This is a genomic window from Paenibacillus terrisolis (assembly GCF_056171975.1).
Map to the genome: position 1 here is coordinate 242,508 of NZ_JBKFGG010000012.1, position 22,058 is coordinate 264,565.

Genomic DNA, 22,058 nt, shown 5'->3' on the forward strand with positions numbered 1-22,058 from the left:
AGGAGTGCGAACATGAACGAGGATCCGATATCTTACCGCTTGGAGAGTCTGATTTTAGCGATCGATTTTTTTACGCAGCGTTTCAGTCAGGAGCAGCTAATGGAGTTCTCTTTTGAATTCACCAACGAAATTTTGACCCTCGGAGAGTCCGCTTTGTTTGTCCGCCAGGGCAATCGGTTTGTTCTGAGCCAACAACGTTTATACAGCCGCAGCGAGTATGTGATTGAGCATTCAGAGAGGCTTGATCACCTGGTAACGCATCACGGCAATTGCCTCTGGGCCAACTTTAACGTTTATTTGGAACAACGGCTGATAGACGATTTTAATGTAGGCATGCTGATTCCGTTAATGGTTGATTCGGACTTGTGCGGGTTCATTATATCCAGCGGCAAAATTATCGGCGAAATTAGCAACGACGATAAAATCATCGCCAGCGCGCTGATGCGGCTGATCAACAACTCGCTCGAGAACAGCAAGCGGTTTATGGATTTGCAGCGGAGCAACGCTCTTTTGGATCAAAAAATCTTCAATTTGTTTACCATCAATCAGAGTTCCAAAGCCCTGTTGTCCGAACTTAGCCTCAGCAAGCTGCATACGCTTGCCACGGATGTTTTCAGCGAAATTTCCACGAGCCAGGTCACTTCGTTTGGCCTATACGATTCAAGCTTAGATAAAATAAAAATTGTCGGATATCGTAATGTTCAGTCGTACGCCGCGTTTTATACCGAGCTTGAACTAAAGGAGACCGGCTATGACGGACCGGCCGTTCTCCATGCCCGGCGGGATGCCGCGCTGATTGCCAAGTATTTCGCCAATCCGACGCAGTTTGAACGGCTGGAAGCGGAGTATATCGTCCTAATCGTGGGCCATCGTCAAATCGTTGGTCTGGTTACGCTTGGCGCCTCGTTTCATGACCGGTATTTCGATGAATCATTATTCGAACTGATTGAGTCGCTGGCCACCTCGACCTATATTGCCATTAACAACGGCATGCTGTTTGAAGAATTGCAGCGCGAGAAACAAAAGGCTCAGAGCAAGCTCGATCTGCTTGTTAACCTGAATAAACTGACTAAAAATATTAAGCATTGCGCCACCTTGGAAGATTTGAGTTATCTCACGCTGAAAACGATGAAATTTGCCTTCGGAATCCGCAAGGCTTTTATTTGTTTCCGCAAAGGGGATGCCATGGAAATCGTGGACAGCATAGGGATGGGGGGCATTCAAAATCCGCTGGATATTCCCGAAGAGCTGGTGAATGCTTGCAGCGAAGGGGAGACACGATACGGTTTTTCCTCGAAAGATCTGGCAGAACTGTGCGGAGGATCGCTTCCGGAAGCTTGGGGAGACAGCAATGGCTTTGTGCTCAGTCCGATGTCCTTCAGCGGACGCAAGCAAAATGCTTTCGACGATCTCCACGGGATTCTGGTCGTATTGGAGACGGAGCATCAACTGAAAGAAGAGCAAATCCTTCTCATCGAGTCGATTGCGTCGAGCATCTCGCCGGTAGCCTACCATATCCATGAGGCCGCCGAGCTTAAGAAGTTTTATAAAGCGGATCCTCTGCAACGGTTTTATGCTGCGCTTTCGGCTAAAATTGCCGAATACGATTACGACCGGATCGAGTTCCATGCATACTGCTGCAGAATCGAAAAACATCCCTTTGAACCCCTGATGCTGCCGGCCGAGCTGGAAGCGGTGGAGACGTTTTATATTGACGGTTATTTGCTTGTTTTAAGCTATTCTGTCTTAACTCTTCCTTATTTGCGCCCAATTAACCATCATTATTCGACCGAGGGTTTTCTGCAGGCATTCGACGGCATCGTACGGGAGAGTCAATCCGAGCCTGAGCTGATGGCAAGATAGCCCCTTCGGTTGCGCCGAATTCAAACGCGGCAATTTTAAAATCTCAAGAGAGCGGAAAGCCGCTTTCTTGAGATTTTTTTGCCGGGATCAGCTATTGCCAACGCCCGTTTCCTTTACAATGTCCACAAACTCCTGAACTTGGGACGTTTCGTTGCTGCGCAGCCAGCAGATGGAGAAATCCAAGGTGAATTTGGGCTCCACAAGAGGGATAAAAGAAATATCCTTATTGAAAAAATGGCCGAGGCTGCCAACCACCAGCGACACGTCAACACCTGCGGATACAAGGCCGATAATCGCCTGATGTACAGGTGGTGTCCGTCCCGCTTTGTGGTTGAAGCTGTAATTTGAATCATGATTAACCGGATTAGATACGCTCCCTCATAGGACAAGGCTATTATGGCTTTGTCCTTATTTTTATGCAAGCCCGTCTTCCTTATATTTAGTTTTACGGTACATTGGAGCTATTTCAATATTCTGAGTTTTAGGGGGGTCTGTATTGACAATATCTATGTTATAGTAGTCTTTGATTGTTTGGTCGGGGCGGATGCCTTTGCCGGCGAATTTGCCTTTGAATGTAGGAGGTCATATGAAGAGTGAAAATCTAGTTAATTCTGCTGTGCAGCCCCGGAAGAGTATGGTTAATATCATCATAGACGGGATTTCCGGTATCTTTCTTCCACTGGTGAATATTTTGAGCGCGGCGGGAATTATGAAGGGTTTGATGGCTGCAGCGGTGGCATTAGATCTGCTAAACAAGACGGAAGGCACCTATCAGGTGCTGAATGCGATGGCTGACAGCCTGTTTTATTTTCTTCCCGTTCTTCTGGCATTTACATCGGCAAAAAAATTCGGGACAAACCCGTATTGCGCCGTAGTCATTGCTGGAGTGCTGCTGCACCCGAGTCTTAGCACTCTCTTTGGAAACGATCAAAGCATAAACTTTTTTGGCCTGAGCATTACGCCTGTAAATTATCCAGCCAGCGCAATTCCCATTATTCTGGCGACAGGCTTGCTGCTATATATCGAAAGATTCTGTTATAAAGTGTTACCCGAAGTCATCCGAGGCTTCTTCACCCCTTTATTTTCTATAATTATCGTCTCTGCCGTTACGCTGCTGGTCTTTGGTCCAATGGGCATGATCGTGGGGGATGCGCTCGCTAAAGGATATGGCTTTGTGTACAATCTCAGTCCAGTCGGGGCGGGAATGGCTCTGGGGGGAGCTATCCAGGTGATGGTTATATTCGGACTGCATTGGAGTTTGGTGCCTCTTGCCATAAATAATATTACAATCAACGGTTCGGATACGATTTTAGCTTTGATGGGTCCGGCTGCTTTCGCCCAGGCAGGAGCGGCATTGGCGGTTTTCTTTAAAGCCAAGGATAAAAATTTTAAAACTCTGGCATTATCCGCATCGATTTCAGCATTATTCGGTGTCACCGAACCCGCGATGTTTGGTGTGAATCTTCCCCTGCGCAAGCCGATGGTTGTCGTATGCTGTGCCGGAGCCGTTGGCGGTGGACTCGCCGGTTTCTTTCACTCGGCTGCGATTTCTTTCGCCTTTCCCGGATTGGCAACCTTGCCGGCTTATTTGGGGGACGGATTTAGCGGCTTCCTTATCGCCTGCGGGGCGGGATTGGTCATATCCTTTGTTGCAACCCTGCTACTAAAGCTGGCATTGGCTCCTGCCGAACAGTCGGTAAACGAGACATCCAGAGCCGTCAGCTCTAGCAAATAAGGCTGAGTAGGATAAAGCAAGAACAAGAGCCTATACTCCTAGGTTTTTGTTCTTTTTTTAGTGGGTCGAGCTACAAGGCCGCCCAGGCTATTGACCAAACGGTTAGTTTAGATGTATCATATAACTAATCGGTTAGTTAAATAATGGCCGATTTTATATGAATGAAACGGAGGAGTGCAAAAATGAAACAAAGAACTTGGTTTATCACCGGTGTAAACAGCGGTTTTGGCCGTCATATGACGGAGCTGCTTCTTGAGCGCGGAGACCGGGTCGCCGGCACCGTCCGGAAATTGGACGCCATGAACGATCTCAAAGCGAAGCATGGCGATCGCCTCTGGCTCGCTCATTTGGAGATGACCGACACGGCGGAAATTCATCAGGTCGTTAATCAGGCTTTCTCCGATCTTAGTTCCATTGACGTTGTCGTAAACAACGCCGGATACGGTCTTTTTGGGGCGGCCGAAGAGCTGACGGACGAGCAAATCCTCCATCAAATAGGCACAAACTTGATCGGCTCCATTCAGGTGATACGGGCAGCCCTTCCTCATTTGCGGGCTCAAGGCGGAGGGCGCATCATACAGTTGTCGACGGTTGGCGGACAGGCCGCTTTCCCTGGCGGATCGCTGTATCATGCAACCAAGTGGGGCATTGAAGGCTTTATCGAAGCGGTTGCCCAAGAAGTCGCCCCGTTTAATATCGAATGCACGATTATAGAGCCGGGCGGAGCGCGGACGGAATTCCGTTACGGGGGCTCCCGGTTATCGCCGAAAATCGCAGCGTACGACGTTTCTCCGGCAAGAAATGTTCACCGGATCGTCGAAGAGGCCACAAGCATTGCGATTGGCGATCCGGTCAAAATGGCCGAAATCATTGTCGACAGCGTCGATCAGAGCCCCGCGCCGAAACGGATTACGTTAGGCAGCGACGCTTTCGCGGCGATCCACAAATCGCTCTCGGAGCGGCTCGCCACGTTGGAAGCGCAGAAGGAGCTTGCTTTTTCGACCGATGCTCCGGTCAATGGTTAAAGGCAGGCGTAAAAAATAAGAGAACGGCCGATCGTTTGTGCGCTCGGCCGTTCTTTTTACTTTACAATCGACTTAGAGTCAATTATAATCGATTCATAGTCAATTATAATTGACTCGAAGTCGACAACGGCAGTTCGTAAAAAACGCCGTTTATTATCCGAAGTGGAGGAGAGCGAAATGGGGAAAAAAGTCGTTTTGATCACCGGCGCGTCATCCGGCATTGGCAAGGAAACCGTCAGAAAGCTGCTGTCCGAAGGACATGTGGTTTATGCCGCGGCCAGACGGACCCAGCCAATGCAGGATCTTAAACAGGCCGGTGCGATTCCGGTGCAAATGGATATTTCAAAAGAAGAAGACATTATGGCTTGCGTGGACAAAATCGTGAAAGAGCAGGGCAGAATTGACGTGTTGTTCAACAACGCCGGGTTTGGTCTGTACGGAAGCGTGGAGGAGGTTGGTATTGAGGATGCGAGATATCAGTTTGAGGTGAATCTGTTTGGCCTCGCTCGAATTACGCAGCTTGTCTTGCCGTATATGCGGGCGCAGAAAAGCGGGATAATCATCAATACCTCCTCGGTGGGAGGGAAAATTTACTCTCCGCTTGGCGCTTGGTACCATGCCACGAAACATGCGCTGGAAGGCTGGTCGGACTGTCTGAGGGTCGAAGTGAAGCCGTTTGGCATCGACGTCGTACTCATTGAGCCGGGAATTATTCTAACTGCGTTCGGAGACGTGATGAATCAATCTTTGTTGAAAAATTCGGGAAACGGTCCTTATCGGGATTTGGCGCATGGAGTCGACAAACTCAGCGCGAATTCCTATCGCACCGGAGGCGGTTCCTCTCCGGCCGTTGTAGCTGACGCGGTGTCCAAAGCGATCAGAGCGGGGAAACCCAAGACCCGGTATGCGGTCGGCAAATTGGCCAAACCTATGATTTTGATCCAAAAATGGGTCAGCGACCGCATCTTCGACCGGATGGTTATGAGCATGTTTAAGTAAGATGGCCGGCTTGCCTTGACAATTCTCCACGCATTCCTTACGATTGACTGCGAATCGATAAGAACGCGGAATACTCAAGGAATGAGGTGGCGATCAGGATGAAAAGAGCTATGACGGAAAGTGCAAAAGCGGAGAAAGCCAAGCTGATTTTGGATACGGCGAGGGATATTTTTATCCGCAGTACTTTCGAGGAGATTAAAATGAACGACGTGGCTAAAGCGGCGAACGTGTCCAACGGTACGTTGTTTTATTATTACAGCACGAAAGAAATATTGTTCATGGAAATGCTGTTTTTGGAATACGAGCGGCGCTTTCGCGACTTTACGGATCTTTTGCTGGCAAAGGAAAATATGGGGTATGAGAAGTTCAAAGCGTTTTTCCTAAGCGAGATGGACAGCCTTCTTGATCCGAATTCCATCTTCATTAGGCTAAGCGCCATTAAGAACGCCATTTTGGAAAAAAATATCGACGAAGAGACGGCCCGGAAAGACACCACAATGATTTACGCATCGCTGGCACCCATTGTCCGGATGCTTATGGAGCGGGTGGAATTTTTGAACGAAGATGCTTGCTTCAACCTGCTGCTTGCCCAGAACGCCATTATTGTCGGATATGCCAATATGGCCGGTATGCCCGAGGTGATGCTGAAGGTGATCGAAGAACACAAGCTGGAAGGGTTCAACGTCGATTTTCGGGATAACGCGTTGACCGCCATGGGTTATTATCTTGACGGTTTATATGAAGAGCGGAGGCCGAAATGAAAAGGAATTTCGGTCTCCGCCTATTTTTGAAGCTATAGCCGTTCCAAATTCTCGACCGTTCTTTCGTTGACGACGTTGCCCGTATTCAAGGTTGTTTTCGGCTCGATCAGCATGACGTGAACCTCTTCTTCGGCGACGGGCATGTGTTCGATTCCTTTGGGGATGACGATGCACTCGCCTTCCTGGAGCAGCACGTCTTTGTCCCTGAATTTGATCAGGAGCTTTCCCTTAAGCACATAAAACATTTCGTCTTCATTTTCATGCGAGTGCCAGAGAAATTCTCCTTTAAACTTGGCGATTTTGACGTGGGAATCGTTCACTTCACCGATAATCCGGGGACTCCAGTACTCATCGAACAGGTTAAGCTTGTCATGGATATTGATTTTCTCCACCGTGTATCCCTCCGTTCCCAATTTGCTGCATGTTATTTTAGCCTCTAGCTTTCACCGCCGCGGCAAAACGTTCCAGCGCTTCGGCCAGCAGCTTGCGCGTGCAGCCGAGGTTGATGCGCAAGAACCCCTCGCCGTTGTCCCCATAGATGGAACCCTCATTAAATGCGATTTTCGCTTCTTTATACATCAGCTCTTTCAGTTCTTTGGACCCGAGTCCAAGCGAACGGCAGTCCATCCAAAGCAAATACGTGCCTTCCGAACGAATCGGGTGAATTTGCGGCAGATGTTCGGCGAGATAGGCGATGCTGTAGTCCATATTCCCCAGAACATACTCGCGAACCGCGTCGAGCCAGTCTTCGCTTTCGTTATAGGCCGCCATCGTGGCCGCCGGACTGAAGAAGTTGACCGAACCGATCTCAAGCGCTTCGATCTTCGCGGCAACCTTTCGCCGCAGCTTGGGATTGGGAATCACGGTATACGCGCATGGAATCCCGGCGAGATTGAACGTTTTGGAAGGGGACAGGCAGGTGACGGTTATATCCGCATGAGACTGGGAAAGCGAAGCAAACGGAACATGCCGGTTTCCGCCCAGCACGAGGTCGCAGTGGATTTCGTCCGAGATCACCTTGACGTTGTGGGCAACGCACAGTTCTCCGAGGCGAACCAGCTCCTCACGGGTCCATACCCGTCCGCCGGGATTATGAGGACTGCAGAGCAGCAGCAGCTTTGCGCCGTTTTTCATCAGCGTTTCAAGATGCTCATAGTCCATTTCGTAGCGGCCGTTTTTCAGCAGTAAAGGAGACTCGGCCAGCTTGCGGCCATTTTGTTTGATGACGTCATAAAACGGATTGTACACCGGGGATTGCAAAATAACCTCGTCCCCCGGTTCGGTTAATACTTGAACCGCGACACTTAATGCAGTCACCACGCCGGGAGCGTTCGTGATCCAGGCCGGATCAACCGGCCAGTCGTGCCGTTTGGCAAACCAGCCCGTTATCGCCTCCAAATATTCGGAAGTCTTAAGGGTATACCCATAGACCCCCAGCTTGGCCCGCTCCGTAACTGCCTCAACAACGGCCGGGGGACAGCGGAAATCCATATCCGCTACCCACAGCGGCAATACTTCGGGGTCGCCGAACAGCCGTTGGCCTGAATCCCATTTTTCGGATAATGTACCTCTCCGCTGCGTTTGCTCGTCCAAATGAAAACTCATCGCCTAAACTTACATCCTCTCTTGGTTAAGATTGCTCGTATCCGTTAATGATGACTTCCAGCTCGCCCGTCATGGAGTCGATGAGCATCCCGTGCACCGGAATATTCGCCGGAAGAAGGGGATGATTCTTAACAATTCCTACGGTATGAATGACGCCTTGCTTCTCGTCATCGAATCCGCGCAGCCATTTTTTGAGCTTGATGCCGGAGTGCTCCAGCGTGTTAAGCACATCCTCCGCGATGCCGCGTTCTTTCATCGATCCGATCATACGGTCCGAATTCAGCGCGGCCATCCCGCAGCCGGTGTGCCCGATGATGTATACTTCCTGCGCGTGCAGCTCGTAGATCGCTACAAGCAGACTACGCATAACGCTTCCGAAAGGCTGGGAAATCACGGCGCCGGCGTTTTTGATCAACTTCACATCGCCGTTGCGCAGATTCATCGCCTTAGGCAGCAGCTCTACGAGCCTCGTATCCATGCAGGTGACGATCGCCATCTTTTTCTCGGGGAATTTATCGGTGATATATTTTTCATATTCCTTATTCTCTACGAAACTTTTGTTAAAATCCAGGATGGTTTGAAGCTGCGTCATCGTGATTAAGCCTCCTCATTTAAGTGATGGAAAATTGAATTTCATTTTAGCTAACTCAAAAAACCTTGCCTTGAAATTTGATTATACGTATTGTTAAAAGTATCATCAAGAGTAGCAACCAAATTCTAATAATTGAGGTGGGACTTGGCATGAAAGAAGAAACCGCTTTAAAATGGGAATCGTTCCGCGAGCTTTTAAGCAAAATTAAAAGCTACCAGGAAGCCGTTGCCCTGATGCATTGGGATTTGCGCACGGGCGCGCCGCGCAAAGGAGCCGAGACCCGCTCGGCGACCATCGGACTTTTATCGACAGAAGCGTTCAAATTGCAGACCTCGGCCGAAATGGGGGAATATCTCGCCTATCTGAACCGGCCGACCGCGCTGGCGGAGCTTGACGAGACCAAACGCAGAATCGTAGAAGTGACTCAGGAAGAGTATGACCGCAGCGTGAAAATCCCACCTCAGAAGTTCCGTGAATACGCCGAACTCACGGCGCATACGGAAACGCTGTGGGTGGAATTCAAGGAAAAAGGCGATTTCGAAGGTTTTGCGCCTTACTTAAGCCAAATCGTCGAGAAAACCCAAGAGTTCATCGATTATTGGGGACCAAAGGCAACCCGTTACGATACGCTTCTACATATGTACGAACCGGACCTGACGGTAGAGAAGCTTGATCAAGTATTCGGCCAGCTGCGGGACCGCCTCGTTCCCGTGGTAAATGCAGTGACCTCTGCGGCGAACAAGCCGGAGGCTTCGTTCCTTGATGAGCTTTACGAAAAAGAACAGCAGGAGAAATTCGGCTTGTTCCTGCTGGAGCAAATCGGATACGATTTTGAAGGCGGCCGCGTGGACGAAACCGAGCATCCGTTTGAAATTACGCTGAACCAAGGCGATGTTCGCATCACGACCCATTACAAGCAAGACGATGTCACCAGCGCAATTTTCAGCTCCCTGCATGAAGGCGGACATGCCCTTTACGAGCAGAACATCAGCTCCGACCTGGCCGGTTCCCCATTGTCGGAAGGAACCTCGATGGGGATTCACGAATCCCAATCCCGCTTCTGGGAAAACTTCGTCGGCCGCAGCGACGGATTTTGGGAACGGTATTTCGAGAAGCTGCAGCAGCATTTCCCGGCACAGCTGAAGGACGTTACGGCGGATCAGTTCTTCCGGGGAATCAACCGGGTGGAAAATTCGCTGATCCGAATCGAAGCCGACGAATTGACCTACAACCTGCACATCATTATTCGTTATGAAATCGAAAAGATGATCTTTAATGAAGGCTTGCCGGTCAGCGAGCTGCCGAAGGTATGGAACGAGAAGTACCAAACCTATCTTGGCCTGACACCGCCGAACGACAGTCTTGGCGTGCTGCAGGACGTTCACTGGTCGGGCGGCTTGTTCGGCTACTTCCCGTCTTACGCGCTTGGGAACATGTATGCCGCGCAAATCACGCATACGCTCCGCAAAGAGCTGCCTCAGTTTGAAGGCTTCATCCGGGAAGGCAATTTCGCGCCGATCCGGGAATGGCTGACGGAAAAAATTTACAAGTACGGAAAAGCCCTGAAACCGGCCGAAATCATTCAAAAGGTAACCGGCGAAGAACTCAGTCCGGATTACCTGGCCGACTACCTCGAAGACAAGTTCAAGAAAATCTACGGGCTGTAAGCTCGTAAACATGCGCTAAGGATTGCGGCATCGAACTTTTCATGGACAACTTTTCATGGACAAACAAACAACCTCCAAAGCCACGTTTGATTAGCGTGGGCTTGGGGGTTGTTTTTGTTAATGGCTTCAGCCGGTTGAGTGCGCAAAGCGTGGGAAAAAGAAAATCATCCGCTGTGCGGGGGAGGGGCAATCAAAGTTTATAGCAAAAAATCACCAGATGCAGACGTTGTAATAGGAGTGTTCAAGCTGCTGCTATGTATAACGAAAGGAAAAACGGGTTTAGTGGCAAGTACCTTGTCAACTCCAAATAGACTCTTCATGCCATTTCAACGATGGAACCACACTAACTGGAATTTCTCCTGTTAATTAGGCCCTTATTGAATCTGGACGAACACGAACTGGAAATCCTCCAGCTAAATCATCGATTTAGGCTGTAGACTACCTCGTTTGCCGAAATTAGAGGGAGTATTTCCAGTTAAATCGTCGTAAATCCTCATTTTACTTAAATTAGCGGTAGCTTTTCCCGTTTCTAGATCGGAAATAAGTTAGCTTCTAGCTCCAGATGGGAGTTTTCCGGGTAATCGAGCGCAAACAAGGTTGATTTCGGCTACTAACTAATGATTTTTCCTCAGGTTCGCTTGCCCCGGCGCTGCTTAACCTTTTATTGGGCCAATGCATACACTTTTAATATGAAATTTCAGAAGAGAGGTGAGCGGCATGAACAAGCGGCATGCTATGTTATGGCTTGCGCTGCTCGTCTTCCTCGCGACTGCCCTCAGTAGTTGCGGCGGGAGCGGCGGCGGCACGCAAAAGGTGAAGCTCGGGGAAGTGACCCGTTCCGTTTTCTATGCCCCGCAATATGTGGCTTTGGAGAAAGGATTTTTTAAAGAAGAAGGGCTTGACGTCGAACTGCAGACGATTCCCGGCGGCGATAAAACGATGACCGCCTTGTTGTCGGGGGCCATTGATGTCGCGCTGGTCGGTGCGGAAACGTCGATCTTTGTGTATCAACAAGGCTCGGACGATCCGGTCATTAACTTTGCGCAGCTGACACAAACGGACGGGACGTTCCTGGTGGCTAGGGAGGATCTTGGGGAATTCGATTGGAATCAGCTCAAAGGCAGTGTCTTCCTCGGACAGCGCAAAGGCGGGATGCCGCAGATGGCCGGCGAGTTTGCCTTGCGCAAGCACGGAATCGATCCGCATAAGGATATGGAGTTGATCCAAAACATCGAATTCGCCAACATCGCGGCGGCTTTTTCTTCCGGAACCGGGCAATTCGTGCAGCTTTTTGAACCGACGGCCTCCATTTTTGAGAAAGAAGGAAGAGGGCATGTCGTTGCTTCCTTCGGCGCGGAAAGCGGAAAACTGCCGTATACGGTGTTTATGACCAAACAAAGCTATCTTAAGGACCATGACGAAACGGTGCAGAAATTTACGAATGCGATCCACAAGGCACAGATCTGGGTGAAGGAGCATTCGCCGGAGGAAACGGCCCAAACGATCGCTCCTTATTTCAAGGATACGGATTTGGATATTCTGACGAGCTCCGTCAAACGTTATCTGGAGCAAGGGACTTATGCCGATACTCCGGCATTGGAGGACGATGCCTGGAACAATCTGCTGGATGTGATGGAGCAGGCCGGTGAACTGAACGAACGCGTGGCTCCGGATAAACTGGTGAACAACGAGTTTGCCGAAAAAGCGGTCCAATCGGTCAAATAAGGCAAGAAACCGAAAGCAGGGGACGTCAGTTTTTCCGTGCGGAAAAGGAGCGTGAGAGCTTGTGTCATCTGTCGTGGAATTAAGGAATCTGGATCTTGTCTATGTAACGGATCGCGAGGCGGTCCTGGCCTTGGAGGGAATGAACCTGACCGTTGAGCCGGGGGAGTTCATCAGCCTGGTTGGGCCAAGCGGATGCGGCAAAACCACGCTTCTGTCCGTAATGGCCGGCTTGCTCTCCCCATCCCGGGGCGAGCTGCTGATTCACGGCAAGCCGGTAAGCGGACCCACGCCGGCGGTGGGTTATATGCTGCAGCAAGATTACCTGTTTCCGTGGAGAACCATCCTCGGGAATGCGGTACTTGGCCTTGAGTTGACCGGACGTTTGAACGAGGATACCCGGAGAACGGCTCTCGCGTTGCTCGAGGAAATGGGGCTTGGCGGTACCGCGCACCTGTATCCGCACCAGCTTTCCGGCGGCATGCGCCAGCGGGTGGCGCTGGCCCGGACTTTGGCGACGGACCCGGAGCTGCTGCTGCTGGATGAGCCGTTTTCGGCCTTGGATTATCAGACCAAGCTGCAGCTTGAGGATCTGATCATCGCCACGTTGAAGCAGCGCCAAAAAACGGGTGTACTGGTTACGCACGACCTGTCGGAGGCGATCGCGATGAGCGACCGGGTGATCGTGCTGGCTCCGCGGCCGGGCCGGATCAAAAGCATGTACGAAGTTCCCGGGAATATCCGGGCGGCGCAGCCGTTTCACGCACGGGAGGAAACGGGCTTCAACAGTTTGTTTCAGGAAATTTGGCGGGACCTGGAAACGTCGGAAGGATGGGAGGGATCGCAGCCATGAACCCAAACGGCTTGGCAAAAACGGATGCGGTCCGGGAACAATGGCTTCATGAGAAGTGGGAGCAGCACCGGAAACGCAAGAAGAGAATGGGCAGCTGGGTGCTGGGGGTGCAGCTGTTCATCCTGATTTTCCTGATCGGTCTATGGGAGCTGGCCGGGCGCTTGAAATGGATCGACGTGCTCATTTTCAGCTATCCTTCCAAAGTTGGCCGGCAAATCGTCAAGGACGCGCTAAGCGGCGAGCTCTGGCCCCATCTTGCGATGACGGTTGGGGAAACGGCGGTCGGATTTCTCCTTGGCACGTTTGCGGGAACCTTGCTGGCTATCTTGATCTGGTGGTCTCCGTTCCTCTCCAGAGTGCTTGATCCCTATATGGTCGTGTTCAACAGCATGCCCAAGGTGGCGCTCGGTCCAATATTTATCGTCATGTTCGGAGCCGGATTTACGGCGATCGTCGTCACCACGCTTTCGATTACGGTCATCGTCACCACGCTGGTCGTTTACAACAGTTTCAATGAAGTGGACGGCAATTACATCAAGGTGATCCGCACGTTTGGCGGCGGCAGGAGGGATATTTTTCTCAAGGCGATCCTTCCCGCCTCTTTTCCGACCATCGTCTCAACGCTGAAGGTAAATGTAGGAATGGCTTGGGTCGGCGTCATCGTCGGAGAATTTCTTGTCGCAAAAATCGGCCTCGGGTACTTGATCGTATATGGCTTTCAAGTGTTTAATTTTACGCTGGTGCTGTCGAGTCTCGTCATCATCGCCATCGTCGCCACGGCCATGTACCAGCTGGTTGTTTTTATCGAAAAGAAGCTGATTCGGGAGCGGTAACGCTCCCTTTTTGTTGCCCCGGGATTGTACCCCGCCCGGAAATCAAGTACGATGAGGGCAGCGAAAATTGTCGGATATGAGGGGGCTTTTATGGGATTTCGTGTCATTAAAACGGCCATCGCCACGCTGCTTGCGATTTTGGTTGCCGATTTTGCCGGTGTGAACGGGGCGCTGTCCGCCGGGTTGCTGGCGATTTTGGGAGTCGATGTCACACGCAAGCGCAGCATCGCCACCGTTTCGTCGCGTTTTTTTGCCTCCATTTTGGGCCTGCTGCTGGCCTTTCTTATTTTTTACATACTGGGCTTCCATATCGGGGTGCTCGCCATCTACATTTTGATCGCTTTTCCGCTGATCTCGAAGGCTCATTTCAAGGAAGGGATCGTCACCAGCTCGGTCGTGGTGTTCCGGGTGTTCGGCGGCGAGGAAATTTCCTGGAACGTGTTCGTCACTCAGGTCGAGCTTCTGGTCATCGGCCTGGGAGCGGCTATGCTGGTGAACCTGGTTTACATGCCGAAAACCGAAGACAAGCTCATCGAAGCCCGGCGGAGGGTGGACGGGCTGTTCTCGGTGATTTTCCGGCAGATTGCCCTTACGCTGCGGGATCCGCACCATCTATGGGACGGCAAGGAGCTGACCGATGCGGCCCGTTTGATCGAGGAAGGCATGTCCTCCGCCAAAAGAGCGCTTGAAAATCAGGTGATTAATCCAAATGAGGCTTGGACCGTTTATTTCTATATGCGCAAGCAGCAGCTTGACCGGATTGAAGGAATGCTTGAGCTGATTTCGCAGGTTTACGAGCGAATGCCGCAGGGAGAAATCACGGCCGTTTTGTTTGACCGGCTCAGCGTTGACGTAAACAGCGAGGAATATACCGGCGTAACCGAACAAATGCTGGGCGAACTTGAGCAGCAATTTAAAATGATGGAGCTCCCGAACACCCGAGAGGAATTCGAAATGCGCTCGGCGATTTTGCAGCTGTGCCGCGAGCTCGCCTTGTATTTGGAGGTTTCGCGCAAAAATAAGGCGGCCGCTTCGCGTAAAGAGCGAACGAAGGGCGCGGATGGCGAAATAGAACACCCATAAAATAGTTGTCACCCTAGACGAATGTCCTGCATACACATGTAATGAATGATGTATGGAGGAGGTTCAAACATGTCGTCTAAATATCAAAGTAGAGAGATCATCACGAAAGCGATCTGCGGCAAAGGTCGTAAGTTCTCTACCGTAACACATACCGTGACTCCACCTCACAAACCTTCGAGCATTCTGGGGGCCTGGATCATTAACCACCAGTACGAAGCGGTTGCAGCCGGAGACGGAATTGAAGTTATTGGTACTTACGATCTCAACATCTGGTACTCCTATGACAAGAATTCGCAGACTGAAGTCGCTAAGGAAACCGTGTCTTATGTAGAGAACGTGCCGCTGAGCTATCTGGATTCCAGACATCGCTCTTCCACGGTGGAGGTATCCGCGGACGCAACGCAGGAACCGAGCACCGTAGAAGCCAGCGTGTCGGGAGACGGCCGCGTCTCCATCCGGGTGGAACGGGAATTTGCTGTTGAACTGGTTGCTGAAACGAAATTGAACATTCTTGTCGTGCCGGGCGGCAATTTGGAAGACAAGGACTACGATTTCGCTTCGGATCTGGGAGACTATGAAGATTTGGATCCTGATCTCCTCGACGACGAACTCTAAAAGTGTATGTTCCGCTAAATATTTGAACAAATGATTTGCATATAAGGCATACGTGTGAAATGTTCTTCCGAACATTTCACACCTTGCCAAGTGGCTTTCTTTCGTTCAAAGGATAGCGGGCCTATGGGCATCAGATGATCTTCGGAAGTTTTGTTTAACACTCCGTTATCGGATTACAGTCTAACATATGCAGCAAGGGCGGCGTCGTCGAGGGCAGCTGCCCTCTTTTTGTTTATTTTTTTGGGTACGGGTGGAGGAGGGAACAAAGCGGATGACCGACAAAATGAATATTGTCATGAAAATCGGCGTGGAACCGGGGCCCGGGAGAACCCGGCTGCTGCGTGCGCTGGAGCGGCTCGGCGGTCCGTATCAAGTGCTGCGGCCGATGGGGCAAGAGACGCGGGGATCGGCTCCATTGGCATTCGGGAAGACGAGCTCTCCTGTTTTAAACTGGATTTATTATGGTTCCCCGGAGGCTTACTGGAACGGGAAAGCGGAAGAGATCGTTCTGAACGGAGGCGCCGGGAAACGGCGAGAGCGGACGGCGGCAGAACTGGAAAAAAGGCTGGAAACGGCGGGAATCCCGTCCAGACTTGCCGCGCCGCCAACCGGAAAGCCGACTGTATATATGCGCCGTTACGCCGTGAGCGTGTTTCATTTGCGCGCCTTGGAGGCGGTGCCGCTTGCTCCGCAGGGAAAGTCTCTGCCGCTTCGGGGAGAACAACCGGACCGGGAGTCGCCTCTGTGGAAGCGCTTGGAGAAAACGGCGGTTCGAGCGCTTTATGCCGTTGGGCTCGACATGGGCGAGGTGGTCATCGCCGCCGGGGAAGAAGGACACTTTACGGTGGAGAACATTTCCCGCAAGCCGGAGGTAACGGACGAGAAGACGGCGGTCCGGTATGCCCGGGCGATTCGCGAAAACATGCTGGAATTGGATGCTTTGGGCGGCGACGGGGAAACGGCGATGCTGATCGGGATGGATCCGGAGTTTTTGCTGTTTAACCAAAATACGGGGAAAGTGATTCCGGCTTCGCGATTTTTGCGGCATCACGGCGAGGCGGGCTGCGACGTGCTGCGCTACCGCGGCCGCAGAATGTACCCGCTCGCCGAATTGCGGCCGGCGCCGGGAAGCGAACCGCGCGAGGTGGTTCTCCACCTGTTGCGCGCGTTTGAAACGGCCCGCGTCTCGATCGATGACGGGGAGCTGCTCTGGCAGGCCGGGGCGATGCCGCAGCGCGGATTTCCGCTTGGCGGTCACTTGCATTTCAGCGGGGTGCCGCTGACCGGGGAACTGCTGCGGACGCTGGACAACTATCTGGCGCTGCCCGTCGCCGTTCTGGAGGAGCGGCGCAGCTTCCGCCGCCGTCCGCTTTACGGATTTCTCGGCGATTTCCGGCTGCAGCCCCACGGCGGCTTTGAATACCGTACGCTGCCAAGCTTCCTGATTTCGCCCCTCGTCACCAAAGGTGTGGTCGCATTAGCCCGTCTCATCGCGGAAAATCCCGCCCAGCTCACAGCCCGGCCGCTCGATAAAGATGAAATATATTCCGCCTTTTACGCCGGACGCCATAAGCGGCTGCGGATTGTTTTGCCGCAGCTTCTTGCGGATATAGAGGCCGCGGATTCTTTTGAGCGGTACCGGGATTACCTGGCGCCGTTCCTCGCCGCGATACGTTCCGGCCGTACTTGGGATGAGTCGACCGACATCCGGAAACGGTGGAAAATACAAAACCCCTCGTAACCCTTCTTCCGTTTCTGGTATAATAGAAGTCTATGAACGACTTAAAGTCAAGGTTTGCTTGGAGGGGAATCATGGCAACATACACGCCGATGATTGAGCAATATTTAAGCGTCAAGGCGCAGGTTCAGGACGCTTTTCTGTTTTTCCGGCTGGGAGATTTTTACGAAATGTTTTTTGACGACGCCATTTTGGCGGCGAAAGAACTGGAACTGACGCTGACGGGAAGGGACGGCGGAGCCCCGGAAAAAATTCCGATGTGCGGCGTCCCCTACCATTCGGCGGACAATTATATTAACCGATTGATCGAAAAGGGCTACAAAGTGGCGATTTGCGAGCAGGTCGAGGATCCCGCGGAGGCCAAAGGCATCGTCCGGCGCGAAATTATCCGCGTGGTGACGCCGGGGACGATCATGGAAGGCAAAACGATTGGCGACAGGGCCAATAATTACATATTGTGCGTAACGGAGCGGCAGGGGATTATGTCCCTGGTGGCCTGCGACCTGTCGACCGGGGAGCTGTACGTCACTTCGGCTCCGGCCAATAAGGAATGGCTCCGCGACGAAATCGGCCTGTACGATCCGGCCGAAATCATCGGAGACGCCGAACTGCTGGATTGGATCGGCGGACAAGCCGCGTCTTTGGGCAAGCCGATGGTTTATACCCCTTGGACTCGAGGAAAAGAAGACATCGGCCGGACCCAATTCGGCGAGGCGGAGTGGATTCGTCTGGAACCGGAACGGCGGGAGTCGATTTCGCTTCTTGTGGGCTACTTGTTTGAAACTCAAAAGCGTTCCCTGGGGCAGTTGACCAAGATTTCCGCCTATGAGCCGGAGCACTTCATGATTCTCGACCCGTTTACGAGACGGAATCTGGAACTGGTAGAGACGGTGCGGGAGCGTCAGAAGAAAGGTTCCCTGCTGTGGCTGCTTGACCGGACCGAAACCTCAATGGGTTCGAGATTGCTGCGGCGTTGGATTGACAAGCCGCTCCTGCAGCGAAGCCGCATCGAAGAACGTCTGGAAGCGGTGGAGCATCTGCACGGCGCCTTTATTTTGCGCGAAGATTTGCGTGGATTGCTGCAGGAAATTTATGATCTGGAGCGTCTGGTCGGGCGGGTGGCCTTCGGCAACGCCAACGGTCGCGATATGATCGCCCTGAAGATCTCTCTCCGTCAAGTGCCGGAGATCCGCTCGTTTTGCGCAGCTTCAGGTTCGGCGACGCTGCAGAGGATTGCCGCCCGAATGGACGAATGTGCCGATCTGGCCGACATGATCGAACTGGCGATTGCCGACGAACCACCGGTCTCCGTACGCGACGGCGGCATTATCAAAACCGGATACCACGCGAGACTCGACGAATTGCGCGAAGCCGGCGTAAACGGCAAGCGCTGGATCGCCGAGCTGGAAGCCGCCGAACGGCAGGCTACCGGGATCAAATCCCTGAAGATCGGCTACAACAAAGTATTTGGCTATTACATTGAAGTGACCAAGTCGAACCTGTCGGCTTTACCGGAAGGCCGGTATGAACGCAAGCAGACCCTGGCCAATGCCGAGCGTTACGTGACTCCGGAGCTGAAAGAGAAGGAAACGCTTATCCTTGAAGCCGAAGAAAAAATGGTGGATCTGGAGTATGCCTTGTTCAACGAAATCAGAGAGCGCATTTCTGCGGAAACTCCACGCCTGCAGCAGCTTGCCGAGCAAATCGCGGAGATCGATGTGCTGCGCTCCCTGGCCACGGTCGCCTCGGAGAGCGGATTCGTGAAACCCGTCCTGACGGATGGCTACGACTTTGTCGTTGAGCAAGGGCGGCACCCGGTCGTCGAATCGGTAATGAGCGATGCAGCCTTTATTTCCAACGGCACCCATCTCCGTAAGGAGGAAGCGAGCATTCTGCTGATCACCGGACCCAACATGGCCGGAAAAAGTACGTACATGCGTCAAGTTGCACTAATCTCGATTCTCGCGCAAATCGGCAGCTTCGTTCCGGCTTCAAAAGCGGAAATTCCGCTGGTGGACCGTATCTTTACCCGGATCGGAGCGGCGGACGATTTAATCGGCGGACAAAGCACTTTTATGGTGGAAATGGCCGACATCCAAATCATGACGGAGAAAGCCACTCCGCGCAGCTTGATCATCATCGACGAATTGGGCCGCGGGACATCGACCGGCGAAGGGATGGCCATTGCCCAGGCGGTCATCGAATATGTTCATGACCGGATCGGGTGCAAGGCGCTCGTTTCGACTCATTTCCACGAATTAGCCCATCTGGAGGAAAGTCTGAAGGGTCTTCGGAACTACTGCATGGCCGTGCAGGAAAGCGGGGACAAGGTTCATTTCCTGCGCAAGCTGATTCCGGGAGCGGCCGATACGAGCTACGGTATTTATTGTGCTCGCCTCGCCGGATTGCCGGAGGATATCATCGACCGGGCATACGGCTTACTGCAAGGAACCCTGGAGTCTTCGGCTAAAGCAGGGGGCACAAGTACTTCTGTGTCTTCCAATGCTTCTGGCGTCAGCCGATACGAAGGCGAAGCTGCGGCCGCAGTGGCAAGTCCTGTCGGAATGGGTGAGGTTACCGCAGCGGCAGCGCTGTCTGAACGGGAAATTGCGGCAGCCGGAACGGTCATGCAGGACGAGCCCGATACTATCCTCAAGGAAGAGGTGGTTCAGCTTTCGATTTTCGGTGAAGAACCGCCGCAGAAGAAATCCAAAGCCCATACCGAAGATCCGGGTATCCGACATATTATTAACATGGTTAAGAATGCGGATTTAATGAATATGACGCCGCTTCAGGCCATGCAGATGATCAACGAATTGAAGCTGAAGGCCAAGGAACTGTGAATATAGCTTGAATAGTTGCTTAAACGATGAGCCTAAAGACTGGAGGGACTTTCGGTGGGGAAAATCGCTATATTGGACGAGCATATCGCTAACCAAATTGCCGCGGGCGAGGTTGTGGAACGTCCGTCGTCCGTGGTTAAGGAGTTGGTCGAAAACGCGATCGACGCGGGATCGAGCAAAATCGAAGTATCCGTGGAAGAAGGCGGGCTTCAGTTGATCCGGGTAACGGACAACGGTTCGGGGATCGACCCCGAGGACTGCGAAACGGCCTTTTACCGCCATGCAACCAGCAAGATTTCCTCCGGCCGGGATTTGTTTCAAATCCGCAGCCTCGGGTTTCGCGGGGAAGCACTGCCGAGTATCGCAGCCGTAGCTAAAGTCCGGCTTGTCTCTTCCAGCAGCGACACGGGGCTCGGCCACGAGATTGTCATCGAGGGCGGAAACTTGAAACTGAACGAAGAGACGGCTGCTCCCCAAGGCACGGATATTCAAGTGAAGGAATTATTTTACAATACTCCGGCAAGGCTGAAATATATGAAAACGATCCAGACGGAGCTGGGCCACATCTCCGATGTTATGTACCGTCAGGCGCTCGCGCACCCGAACATCGCGTTCACGTTCCGGCATAACGGCAACACACTGCTGCAAAGCCCGGGCGGAGGCGATTTGCTCCAGGTTATTGCGGCGATTTATGGCGTAAATGCCAGCAAAGGAATGGTTGCGATCGAAGCGGAGGACTTGGATTACCGGCTGACGGGATATATCGGCCGTCCCGATCTGGCCCGTTCGAACCGCAGCGGAATGTCGACGATCGTAAACGGGCGATACATCCGCAACCAAGGGCTGCATCAGGCGATTTTGCGGGCTTACCACACGCTGCTTCCGATTAACCGGTATCCGCTGGCCGTGCTTATGATCGAGATGCATCCATCGCTGGTGGATGTGAACGTGCATCCCGCGAAGCTCGAGGTCCGGTTCAGCAAGGAAACGGAGCTAAACGGCTTTGTAGAGACAAGCATTCGTTCATTGCTGTCGGGTCAAGTGCTGATTCCGCAGGTCGTTAAGCAAAACGTCACAAGAGGAACCAGCACTTCGGTGATTCAGGAGCAATTCCATTTTGCGTCGCCTGCTCCCGCGCAGGAAGGGGCTGGCATAGGCCGGCCGGACGGCGCTAGCGGCGGAAGCGGCGGCGCGTATCCGTACGGCGGCGAGCGCGCAGGGGGAGGCGCTGCCGCCTCGGCCTTTGGCGGCGCGATCCGCACGGCCGGCAATGAAGCCGCCGCGGCGAGCGCGTTTACGCTGCGCGAGCAGGGCCCTGCGGGCGGCGCCTACGGCAGCCGCGGCAGCGAGCCCGTGCCCGCCGCGGGCGGCGGCTCCGCCGGCGCTTCGGCGCCGCGCAGCGCGGCACAGCCGGCCGCAGGCTGGCAGGACCGCCGTGCGAACGCCGCTCCCGCGAGCCCGGCCATGCCTTCGAGCGAGCGCGTGCAGGAAGCGCTGTACGGCTCGCCCGAATCGGCAGCGCCCGAGCTGCCCGCTTTTCCCGAACTGCAGATGATCGGGCAGCATCACGGCACGTACCTGATTGCGCAAAATGAAGAAGGCTTGTATTTAATCGATCAACATGCCGCCCACGAGCGAGTGAATTACGAATATTATTATGAAAAATTCGGACAGCCGGCGGAAGTATCCCAAGAACTGCTGCTGCCGATTACACTGGAATTTACGCCATCGGACAGCGTCAAGCTGCAGGAGCGTCTGCACTGGTTCGAAAGCGTCGGAGTTATTCTGGAGCATTTCGGCGGAGGGACGTTCCGCGTGGTTTCCCATCCTTACTGGTTCCCGCAGGGAGAGGAAGCGTCGATTATCGAAGAGATGGCGGAATGGGTGCTCAGCGAACGAGCGATTGACCTGGCTAAGCTGCGCGAGGCTTCGTCGACGATGGTCTCCTGCAAAGCTTCGATCAAAGCGAATCAGAAGCTCACCCCAGAGGAGGCGAACACGCTGATCAAACGCCTTGCGGCCTGCAAGCAGCCTTATACCTGCCCGCACGGAAGACCGATTCTCGTCTCGTTCTCGGCTTATGATTTGGAAAAATTGTTTAAACGGGTCATGTAAACGAAAGGA

The 22,058-nt window shown here is 52.8% G+C and carries 18 protein-coding genes; 14 read left to right on the top strand and 4 right to left on the bottom strand.

The features are described 5' to 3' along the window. Positions 1 to 12 precede the first annotated feature (12 nt). Positions 13 to 1,863 (top strand): hypothetical protein, encoded by a 1,851-nt coding sequence (locus ACI48K_RS13310; protein WP_475028072.1) that lies wholly within the window; start codon positions 13 to 15, stop codon positions 1,861 to 1,863. A gap of 87 nt (positions 1,864 to 1,950) precedes the next feature. On the opposite strand, the gene ACI48K_RS13315 is transcribed toward ACI48K_RS13310, so the two are convergent. Beyond that, on the bottom strand, positions 1,951 to 2,127 hold the full coding sequence (locus ACI48K_RS13315; RefSeq protein ID WP_475028073.1) for a hypothetical protein: 177 nt from the start codon (positions 2,125 to 2,127) through the stop codon (positions 1,951 to 1,953). Between the two features lie 322 nt (positions 2,128 to 2,449). On the opposite strand from ACI48K_RS13315, the gene ACI48K_RS13320 reads away from it, so the two are divergent. The 4 genes from ACI48K_RS13320 to ACI48K_RS13335 all read left to right on the top strand — a co-directional run bounded on the left by ACI48K_RS13320 (position 2,450) and on the right by ACI48K_RS13335 (position 6,383). Then, positions 2,450 to 3,598 (top strand): PTS transporter subunit EIIC, encoded by a 1,149-nt coding sequence (locus tag ACI48K_RS13320; protein WP_475028074.1) that lies wholly within the window; start codon positions 2,450 to 2,452, stop codon positions 3,596 to 3,598. A gap of 182 nt (positions 3,599 to 3,780) precedes the next feature. Continuing rightward, positions 3,781 to 4,623: an SDR family oxidoreductase gene (locus tag ACI48K_RS13325; RefSeq protein WP_475028075.1), complete on the top strand. Its 843-nt coding sequence runs from the start codon at positions 3,781 to 3,783 to the stop codon at positions 4,621 to 4,623. 177 nt (positions 4,624 to 4,800) lie between these two features. Beyond that, entirely contained in the window at positions 4,801 to 5,622 is an 822-nt protein-coding gene (locus ACI48K_RS13330) for an oxidoreductase (protein ID WP_475028076.1), read from the top strand. Positions 5,623 to 5,720: 98 nt separating this feature from the next. After that, positions 5,721 to 6,383, top strand: coding sequence for a TetR/AcrR family transcriptional regulator (locus ACI48K_RS13335; RefSeq protein WP_475028077.1), 663 nt, complete (start codon positions 5,721 to 5,723; stop codon positions 6,381 to 6,383). A gap of 32 nt (positions 6,384 to 6,415) precedes the next feature. Here ACI48K_RS13335 and ACI48K_RS13340 read toward each other — a convergent pair whose 3' ends face one another. The 3 genes from ACI48K_RS13340 to ACI48K_RS13350 are packed head-to-tail and all read right to left on the bottom strand — an operon-like array spanning position 6,416 to position 8,580. Further along, positions 6,416 to 6,775: a cupin domain-containing protein gene (locus tag ACI48K_RS13340; protein WP_475028078.1), complete on the bottom strand. Its 360-nt coding sequence runs from the start codon at positions 6,773 to 6,775 to the stop codon at positions 6,416 to 6,418. A 37-nt stretch (positions 6,776 to 6,812) separates the two neighbouring features. Next, positions 6,813 to 7,988: a MalY/PatB family protein gene (locus ACI48K_RS13345; RefSeq protein WP_475028079.1), complete on the bottom strand. Its 1,176-nt coding sequence runs from the start codon at positions 7,986 to 7,988 to the stop codon at positions 6,813 to 6,815. A gap of 25 nt (positions 7,989 to 8,013) precedes the next feature. Then, positions 8,014 to 8,580: a beta-class carbonic anhydrase gene (locus ACI48K_RS13350; RefSeq protein ID WP_475028080.1), complete on the bottom strand. Its 567-nt coding sequence runs from the start codon at positions 8,578 to 8,580 to the stop codon at positions 8,014 to 8,016. Positions 8,581 to 8,729: 149 nt separating this feature from the next. Here ACI48K_RS13350 and ACI48K_RS13355 point away from each other — a divergent pair, with 149 nt between their 5' ends. The 9 genes from ACI48K_RS13355 to mutL all read left to right on the top strand — a co-directional run bounded on the left by ACI48K_RS13355 (position 8,730) and on the right by mutL (position 22,049). Then, a complete protein-coding gene (locus ACI48K_RS13355; protein ID WP_475028081.1) occupies positions 8,730 to 10,247 on the top strand; it encodes a carboxypeptidase M32 in 1,518 nt (505 codons plus the stop codon). A 717-nt stretch (positions 10,248 to 10,964) separates the two neighbouring features. Further along, positions 10,965 to 11,972: an ABC transporter substrate-binding protein gene (locus ACI48K_RS13360; protein ID WP_475028082.1), complete on the top strand. Its 1,008-nt coding sequence runs from the start codon at positions 10,965 to 10,967 to the stop codon at positions 11,970 to 11,972. A gap of 61 nt (positions 11,973 to 12,033) precedes the next feature. Further along, positions 12,034 to 12,822 (top strand): ABC transporter ATP-binding protein, encoded by a 789-nt coding sequence (locus ACI48K_RS13365; RefSeq protein ID WP_475028083.1) that lies wholly within the window; start codon positions 12,034 to 12,036, stop codon positions 12,820 to 12,822. An 86-nt stretch (positions 12,823 to 12,908) separates the two neighbouring features. Beyond that, positions 12,909 to 13,655: an ABC transporter permease gene (locus tag ACI48K_RS13370; RefSeq protein WP_475028113.1), complete on the top strand. Its 747-nt coding sequence runs from the start codon at positions 12,909 to 12,911 to the stop codon at positions 13,653 to 13,655. 90 nt (positions 13,656 to 13,745) lie between these two features. Beyond that, complete coding sequence (locus ACI48K_RS13375) at positions 13,746 to 14,738, top strand: aromatic acid exporter family protein (RefSeq protein WP_475028084.1); 993 nt, start codon at positions 13,746 to 13,748, stop codon at positions 14,736 to 14,738. 69 nt (positions 14,739 to 14,807) lie between these two features. After that, the gene (gene cotE / locus ACI48K_RS13380; RefSeq protein WP_475028085.1) at positions 14,808 to 15,353 is read left to right on the top strand and encodes an outer spore coat protein CotE; all 546 of its coding nucleotides are present in this window, start codon (positions 14,808 to 14,810) and stop codon (positions 15,351 to 15,353) included. Positions 15,354 to 15,624: 271 nt separating this feature from the next. Further along, positions 15,625 to 17,094, top strand: coding sequence for a putative amidoligase domain-containing protein (locus ACI48K_RS13385; protein ID WP_475028086.1), 1,470 nt, complete (start codon positions 15,625 to 15,627; stop codon positions 17,092 to 17,094). A gap of 71 nt (positions 17,095 to 17,165) precedes the next feature. After that, positions 17,166 to 19,934, top strand: coding sequence for a DNA mismatch repair protein MutS (mutS, locus tag ACI48K_RS13390; RefSeq protein ID WP_475028087.1), 2,769 nt, complete (start codon positions 17,166 to 17,168; stop codon positions 19,932 to 19,934). Positions 19,935 to 19,988: 54 nt separating this feature from the next. Then, on the top strand, positions 19,989 to 22,049 hold the full coding sequence (gene mutL, locus ACI48K_RS13395; RefSeq protein WP_475028088.1) for a DNA mismatch repair endonuclease MutL: 2,061 nt from the start codon (positions 19,989 to 19,991) through the stop codon (positions 22,047 to 22,049). The last annotated feature ends 9 nt before the right edge of the window (positions 22,050 to 22,058 follow it).